Source organism: Cytobacillus sp., from assembly GCF_964223445.1.
GTDB lineage: Bacteria > Bacillota > Bacilli > Bacillales > Cytobacillaceae > Cytobacillus.
The window spans coordinates 1-3,661 of record NZ_CAXQGS010000118.1 but is presented as its reverse complement, the minus strand read 5'-3'; the positions used below and the strand labels follow the sequence as shown (position 1 = coordinate 3,661).

The 3,661-nt window shown below is 42.7% G+C and carries 7 protein-coding genes and 1 pseudogene; 3 read left to right on the top strand and 5 right to left on the bottom strand.

Features of this window, described 5'->3' with window-relative positions:
- Window positions 1–285 precede the first annotated feature (285 nt).
- Window positions 286–528 (top strand): hypothetical protein, encoded by a 243-nt coding sequence (locus ACEQ1T_RS20405; protein WP_019380049.1) that lies wholly within the window; start codon window positions 286–288, stop codon window positions 526–528.
- A 45-nt stretch (window positions 529–573) separates the two neighbouring features.
- Here the strand turns inward: ACEQ1T_RS20405 and ACEQ1T_RS20400 are convergent, their stop codons facing one another.
- On the bottom strand, window positions 574–990 hold the full coding sequence (locus tag ACEQ1T_RS20400) for a hypothetical protein (protein WP_206840356.1): 417 nt from the start codon (window positions 988–990) through the stop codon (window positions 574–576).
- 274 nt (window positions 991–1,264) lie between these two features.
- On the opposite strand from ACEQ1T_RS20400, the gene ACEQ1T_RS20395 reads away from it, so the two are divergent.
- Window positions 1,265–1,888 carry a DedA family protein gene (locus ACEQ1T_RS20395; protein WP_370224481.1) on the top strand — a complete coding sequence of 208 codons (624 nt, stop codon included), beginning with the start codon at window positions 1,265–1,267 and terminating at the stop codon, window positions 1,886–1,888.
- A gap of 34 nt (window positions 1,889–1,922) precedes the next feature.
- Here ACEQ1T_RS20395 and ACEQ1T_RS20390 read toward each other — a convergent pair whose 3' ends face one another.
- Window positions 1,923–2,105: a hypothetical protein gene (locus ACEQ1T_RS20390; protein WP_009331661.1), complete on the bottom strand. Its 183-nt coding sequence runs from the start codon at window positions 2,103–2,105 to the stop codon at window positions 1,923–1,925.
- Window positions 2,106–2,212: 107 nt separating this feature from the next.
- On the opposite strand from ACEQ1T_RS20390, the gene ACEQ1T_RS20385 reads away from it, so the two are divergent.
- Window positions 2,213–2,596: a hotdog fold thioesterase gene (locus ACEQ1T_RS20385; RefSeq protein ID WP_206840359.1), complete on the top strand. Its 384-nt coding sequence runs from the start codon at window positions 2,213–2,215 to the stop codon at window positions 2,594–2,596.
- A gap of 42 nt (window positions 2,597–2,638) precedes the next feature.
- Here ACEQ1T_RS20385 and mnhG read toward each other — a convergent pair whose 3' ends face one another.
- From mnhG to ACEQ1T_RS20370, 3 genes and pseudogenes are all read right to left on the bottom strand, one after another.
- Window positions 2,639–3,007 (bottom strand): monovalent cation/H(+) antiporter subunit G, encoded by a 369-nt coding sequence (mnhG, locus tag ACEQ1T_RS20380; RefSeq protein WP_009331659.1) that lies wholly within the window; start codon window positions 3,005–3,007, stop codon window positions 2,639–2,641.
- Window positions 2,991–3,275 (bottom strand): Na(+)/H(+) antiporter subunit F1, encoded by a 285-nt coding sequence (locus ACEQ1T_RS20375; RefSeq protein ID WP_035332019.1) that lies wholly within the window; start codon window positions 3,273–3,275, stop codon window positions 2,991–2,993. The genes mnhG and ACEQ1T_RS20375 overlap by 17 nt, the downstream gene beginning before the upstream one ends.
- A pseudogene (locus tag ACEQ1T_RS20370) lies at window positions 3,275–3,571 on the bottom strand (Na+/H+ antiporter subunit E); the annotation flags it as partial. The gene ACEQ1T_RS20375 and the pseudogene ACEQ1T_RS20370, both read right to left, overlap by 1 nt.
- Between the last annotated feature and the right edge of the window lie 90 nt (window positions 3,572–3,661).

Genomic DNA, 3,661 nt, shown 5'->3' with positions numbered 1-3,661 from the left:
AAGCTTGTCTAGTTTCGGCTCCTAGGGACTCGAGGTCATAAGCCGTTCCCTTCCAGAAGGAAAAAACCCCTTCTTTCAGGGACCGTCTTATGCTAGTCGTCCCTGGGCAGTCGCCTCAACATTTCTTCCATCCGTCCAAAAGGTTAAAGAACAACCTTTTAGCCGGCTCGTCTTATGCTTGTCGCCGATAAGCGGGCGCCTTCCGCTTTTCTAGTAGCCCACTCAAAATGAGGACATCTGCATATTAAATAGAGAAGGCATTAAAAATTAAGGAGGTTACCCTGCATGTATTATTATAGAGGCCCATATAGAAACGGGGGCGAAAGGTTCTTCTTTTTAGGAGCTCCTTTTGTCGGCGGCCTGCTCGGCGGTTTCCTGGGAGGCGGGCTGGGAGCAGCATTATTTGCTCCACGTCCTTTTTATGGACCTCCGCCGCCATTCTATGGCCCGCCAGCTGCACCATATGCTCCCTATGGCGGAGGCGGATACCCTGGCTATGGACCATATGGAAACCCTTATTATCGCTAAACATGTAAAGCTCTCTTGATTGAGAGCTTTTTTATTAATGTTTACTTACAACCATCTCAGCTTTAGTGTCAGATCACAGCATTTCTGGGGATCCTCTTTATCAGATTCAAAGTGGAGGCTTAGCCCGTCAGGTGTATAGGACACCTTAGGAATTCGGGATATTCCTGTTGATTTTATCATTTTATCGACTGCATCTTTTTTTGACTGCTGAGCCGCTGACATCAGTTCATAAGAAAACTTTTTTGACTCTGCCATATTTACAAGCAATGTGCTGGCGTCTTTCATGAGGACTTCCATTTTTTTAGCGGAGCTCATGAACATTTGAGGATCGACAGCAGGAAAGGTTCTGTAGAGATGGACAGGATGATAATAAGACTGGCAGGCTTGCGGATAATTCCAGCAGGTTTGAAGCTGAGGGTTGTATCCAGGTTTTGGGTAGCGAAAATAATAATAGGGGTACATCCGGTTCTGCCCCTTTCGATTAATAATCAATGCACACATACCCAATATATGAAACGAAGGCTATTCCTATGAGAAAACAAAATGAAAATGCTTTCGCGAATAAATGCGGCTTGCACCCTGCATAGATAAAAAGGGGTTGCAGAAGGTGCATTAGAAAGGCAATTTTAATAAGGCTTGATATAATTAGAAAAGGGGTAAAAGAACTGCATGAAGAATATATTAGTGTAATGAATATAAATAAGTGAGCACTGCTTACATAGATGGGAGGCCCCGGATGGAACTGGAACTGGTTTTGGAAATTATTGAGAATAACGGATATTTGGGGCTGTTTCTATGGCTTTGGGTAGGGGTCTTTATTTTTCCTGTGCCGAATGAATTAATCGTGATGACTGTTGGGCTTTCTGCCTCTTTAAAAACACTTCACCCTGTGCTTGCTTTCATTGTCATTTATCTTGGCATCCTGGCTGCATTGTCAACCTGTTATACAATCGGACGTTTGATTGGCCGGCCCTTGCTTAAATACTTCCATAAAAGTAAAAGGATGTCTAAAACCATTAATGCTTCTTTAAAACTAATGGAAAAGTATCATGCCTTTTCCCTCTCTTTCAGTTATTTTGTTCCGGGTATCAGAAATTTCCTCCCTTTCTTATACGGCTTCAGTAAATTGCCATTTAAAAAATTCGCTTTGTTTGCGTACAGCGGCGCACTAATATGGCTGTCTGTGACTTTCACGATTGGCTATGTATTTGGAGATCATATTGATGCCATCATCAAACATGAAAAAGAATTACTGCTTGGCCTTGCAGGCTTTGCATTGCTCCTCCTTATTTTTCGCTTTACCAGAAGAAAGCGGGGGAAGGATCAGGAAAAGCTGCATGATCAGGGGCTGGGACTTTAAAATAAAAAGGCAGCTCCCAGGCTGCCTTTTTTACTTAATACTGATTGCGGTGCTCTACCAGGTCGATGGCTCCAAGTACAATATGAGCGAGCCCGAAACCAACGATGGTATCTGATAACATGTTATTGGTTCTGCGGTTTTGTTTCATTGCATATCCAGCAGCAGTAACAGCGGTGCCGAGAACAGTTGGAATTAATCCTTCGCGAACGCGATTCATGACGGTCACCTCTTTTTTTATGATTGTCCTGCAGGACATACATAGTTTGATCTTATATAATGAAGTATAGTATGACAACATTTTACATATGGAAAGGGGTTAGGGGAATGGAGTTGAAAGATACTTTAATCGAAACACTCGGAATGGAAATCGTGTCACTTGAAAAAGGCCGTGTAGTTGCTACTATGCCTGTTGATGAACGCACCCGCCAGCCGTTTGGCCTGCTGCATGGAGGGGCATCTGTCGCGCTTGCGGAAACTGTTGCAAGCATAGGAGCATTTGAGCTTTGTGACAAAGAAACGGAATCTGTTGCAGGGCTTGAGATCAATGCCAACCATATACGTGCTAAAAAGGATGGAATTGTGACGGCTGTCGCAACAGTGCTGCATCAGGGAAGAACCACAATGGTATGGGATATCAAAATATCGGATGAAAATAACAAGCTGATTTGCACATCCAGATGCACAATGGCCGTAATAAAAAGGAAATAAAATAAAAAACCGCAAGAGGATTTCTTGCGGTTTTCCCATTTATTATTGTTCCTTGCTGCCTGCCTTTTTCATATGTGGTGCATCTTTTAAGTCATCCTGTACACTTTTATCCCATAGCTCTACACCAGAGTTATATGCGGCCCGGGCAATTAAATGCCCGGCTACAGGCGAAGTCATGAAGATGAATATAATTCCGAGCAGGACTCTGGAATTGAAAAAGCCATCTTTAACATAAAAGAACAGCAGGGCTCCGAGCAGTATGGACATAACCCCCAGTGTAGCGGACTTTGATGCCGCATGGTTCCTGGTATAAATATCAGGAAGCCTGATAACGCCATATGCAGCAACAAGACTTAAAAAAGCTCCCAGAATAATCAGCACAATAATGACAATATTAGCGATCTCGTTCATTTTCGATAATAACCCCCTTCTCCAGATATTTAGAGAAGGCTACGGTCCCTATAAAGGCAAGAATCCCAATCAGAAGGATAACCTCCACAAACGCACTTGTATTAAGGGCGATAGAAATCAATGCAACAATTGCAACTAGATTTATGCCAATAGCATCAAGTGCAACCACACGGTCTGGAGTGGTTGGGCCTTTAATCACTCTGTAAATCAAACCGATGGTGGCAGCCGAAATGATCAGGATGGCACTTAGAACAACAGTATTCAGCATTACCGGCTCACCTCCATGATCGCTTTTTCAAACGAGTTCCTGATTGAATCAATGGTTTCCTCTGCATCTTCAATATCAATTGCATGAATGTAAAGAATCTTATTATCCGGGGAAACGTCTACAACCAATGTCCCCGGAGTCAGTGTGATCAAATTCGAAAGCACTGTAATTTCCCAGTCCTTTTTCAGAACGGTGGGGTAGGCAAAAATGCCTGGCCGCATATCAAGCTTGGGCCTTAACAATACTTTGAGCACGCCGATGTTCGCTAAGATCAGCTCTTTGATGAAAAGAAATAGATTATTCTTGATTTTGCAAAAATTAAATTGAAGAATAACAAGAAGCCCGAAGAAGAATCAATTGAATACAAAGTTTTTCATGCAATTGTT

Coding starts and splice junctions, on each gene's coding strand:
- ACEQ1T_RS20405 (WP_019380049.1), top strand. CDS start 286: ATGTATTATTATAGAGGCCCATATAGAAACGGGGGCGAAAGGTTCTTC.
- ACEQ1T_RS20400 (WP_206840356.1), bottom strand. CDS start 990: ATGTACCCCTATTATTATTTTCGCTACCCAAAACCTGGATACAACCCT.
- ACEQ1T_RS20395 (WP_370224481.1), top strand. CDS start 1,265: ATGGAACTGGAACTGGTTTTGGAAATTATTGAGAATAACGGATATTTG.
- ACEQ1T_RS20390 (WP_009331661.1), bottom strand. CDS start 2,105: ATGAATCGCGTTCGCGAAGGATTAATTCCAACTGTTCTCGGCACCGCT.
- ACEQ1T_RS20385 (WP_206840359.1), top strand. CDS start 2,213: ATGGAGTTGAAAGATACTTTAATCGAAACACTCGGAATGGAAATCGTG.
- mnhG (WP_009331659.1), bottom strand. CDS start 3,007: ATGAACGAGATCGCTAATATTGTCATTATTGTGCTGATTATTCTGGGA.
- ACEQ1T_RS20375 (WP_035332019.1), bottom strand. CDS start 3,275: ATGCTGAATACTGTTGTTCTAAGTGCCATCCTGATCATTTCGGCTGCC.